2 protein-coding genes and 1 pseudogene are annotated in these 2,466 nt (G+C 65.7%); 1 reads left to right on the plus strand and 2 read right to left on the minus strand.

Annotated features, from left to right (window positions below; genetic code table 11):
* Nucleotides 1–238 (plus strand): hotdog fold thioesterase (locus Y705_RS16965; RefSeq protein ID WP_155849886.1); only part of this gene is annotated, 238 nt, incomplete at its 5' end.
* A 419-nt stretch (nucleotides 239–657) separates the two neighbouring features.
* Here Y705_RS16965 and Y705_RS16970 read toward each other — a convergent pair.
* A complete protein-coding gene (locus Y705_RS16970) occupies nucleotides 658–1,053 on the minus strand; it encodes a response regulator transcription factor (protein ID WP_049822192.1) in 396 nt (131 codons plus the stop codon).
* Between the two features lie 84 nt (nucleotides 1,054–1,137).
* Nucleotides 1,138–2,160 (minus strand): annotated as a pseudogene (gene ligD / locus Y705_RS0103155) (non-homologous end-joining DNA ligase).
* Nucleotides 2,161–2,466: the final 306 nt, after the last annotated feature.

A 2,466-nucleotide genomic window follows, 5' to 3' on the forward strand; every position in this document is an offset into this window, starting at 1 on the left:
CGAAACGCTCGGCTCGTTCGCCGCCGGCATCCACGCCGGCCCCGGGCGCCAGGCCCTGGGCATCGAAATCAGCGCAACCCACCACCGCGGCATCGCGGCGGGAACTGTCACCGGCACGGCCACTGCGCTTCATCTGGGGCGCACCCTGACCACGCACGAGGTGGTCATGACCGACGACGACGGCCGCCGGCTCTCCACCGCGCGCATCACCAACCTTCTTCGGGACAGCAGCGCCTGATTCCAGTCCTGCTCTTTCCGGCGCTGGCAAGGCGTCGAAACCTACGACATTGTCCTTGCCGTGGTTTTTGAACACCGGTTACGGTGAGAGACACGTCTCCGAAGGGAAAGAACATGTCCGGGAAATTGCTTCGGCACTCCGTTGCCCTCCTCGCTGCAACTGCCCTGTTCCTCACCGGCTGCGACAACCCGAATTAGGAGGATGCTCCTTCTGATGAGATCGAGCAGGAAGAGCAGCAGGAGAACGGGAACGAAGGGGAGGAAAACGACGACGAGGACGAGGACGACTAGCGCGACGGCATCGACACCGACCAAGGAGACGACTCCCAGGGCGAGGAGAACGAGGACGGCGACGATTAGGACGACGAATCCGGTGTCCGCTTTCCCGGCAACCGGATCCGTTCCTGGAAGATCGTCTGCCTAGCCGTTCGGGCCGGACTGCAGACGGCGTCCTAGCCCCTCCTCGATCCGCATCCTGAGCTCGGAGGGCCGGAACGGCTTGTGCAGGTAGGCGTCGGCTCCGGCCTCGAGACCGCGGGCTTCGTCAGCGTCGGACCGCGCCGTCAGCATGACGATCAGCGTGGAGGAGAAGTCGCGGATCCGGCGGGCTACCTCGAAGCCGTCGATATCGGGCAGCCCTACGTCGAGGGTGACGACGTCGGGCTGGAGCCGCCGAACCATCTGCACGCCCGCGAGGCCCGCTGGAGCTGTGTGGACCCGAAACCCTGAGCCGGTGAGCACGGTGTGGAGAAGGTCGCGGACGTCGTCGTCGTCTTCGATGACCACCGCGGTGCGGAAGGGCTCGTTCCTGGGCATGCGGCAAGTCTACCGACCGGAGACCTTCCGACCGGCGTTGGTGGTCTGCGCCGCGCGTCCCGACCGTCGGCCTACCGGATCTTCCTACTGGGTCTTGCGCGCGCGGCTCGGCTGGACGCGCGGCGGCTCACCCGGCATTTTCGGATAGTCGGGTGGGAAGGCCAGTTCCCCGAGACCGGCGTCGAGGTCCCGGTTCCACCACTCCAGCAGCGTGTCAATTCTTCCCGGGGAATCGTGCATGGATTCCCACGGATCTCCTCTTTCCTCCAGGCGGCCGGGAACCGTTGCAAGTGTGAAGTCCGCTGGGTCGGCAGCGCCCAGTTCATTCCACTCGAGTGGGCAGGAGACCGGTGCGTGGGGTAGCGGACGCGGGCTGTAGGCGCCGGCCATCGTGCGGTCGCGGTTGGCCTGATTGTAGTCAACGAACATCTTTCCGCCCCGCTCCTCCTTCCACCATGCGGTGGTCACCGTGTCCGGCATCCGGCGTTCCAGTTCGCGGGCTGCCGCAATGACGGCATGCCGGACGTCGAGGAACTCATGGGTGGGTTCGATCGGTGCGAAAACGTGAAGCCCCCGGTTGCCCGACGTCTTGATGAACGCCGTCAGGCCCGCCTCCGCGAGGACCGACCGGAGCTCAAGGGCTACTGGAACCGTCTCGGGGAACCCGGTGCCGGGCTGGGGATCGAGGTCGATGCGCAGCTGGTCGGGATTGTCGGTGTTTCCGGCACGGGAGGCCCAGGGGTGGAACACGACCGTGTTCATCTGCGCAGCCCACACCACGCCCGCGGGCTCGTCGAGGACCACTTGCGCGATCTAGCGGCCGCTCGGGTAGGTGACCGGTACGGAACGGACGAAGTCCGGGCTGCCCTTGGGTGGATTCTTCGAGAAGAACTGGTCGCCATCGATGCCGCCGGAGAAACGCTGGAGCGAGACGGGGCGGTCGCCATTTGCGGCGAGGAACGCCGGGCTGACCGCCACCAGGTACCGGGCGAGATCCAGTTTCGTCAGGCCCAGTTTCGGCCAAAGCACACGCGAAGGGCTTGAGATGCGCATTTCCCGGGGGCCTTCGGGGCCGTCGACGGTGAAGGTCATTGCTTCGCTGGCCATGGGAACAATGTACCTGCCAATACTCCGACGTATCAGGGGTCTTCGGCGCCGAGGCAATCTTTATCAGTAGCACCAGCGTGGTCTCGCCCTCTTCAAATTGCTGCGCCGGCGCCGCCGGGGAAACATGTCCGCTCAGGCCGCGGGCAGCCGCCCGCAGGGGGGGTGCTTCGATTCTCCGTCCGAACCGCAGTGGCTGATGGTGGCACAAGGGTGAAGCGGTGTCTTGAACGGGCGTGGATGGGCCGCTCTTGTCTCGACGGCCAAACCACCGCTCTACTGGCAGGGCCGCCACAGCTCCATCCATCA

Origin of the sequence: Arthrobacter sp. H41, from assembly GCF_000520535.1 — a bacterium.
Classification (GTDB): domain Bacteria; phylum Actinomycetota; class Actinomycetes; order Actinomycetales; family Micrococcaceae; genus Arthrobacter_D.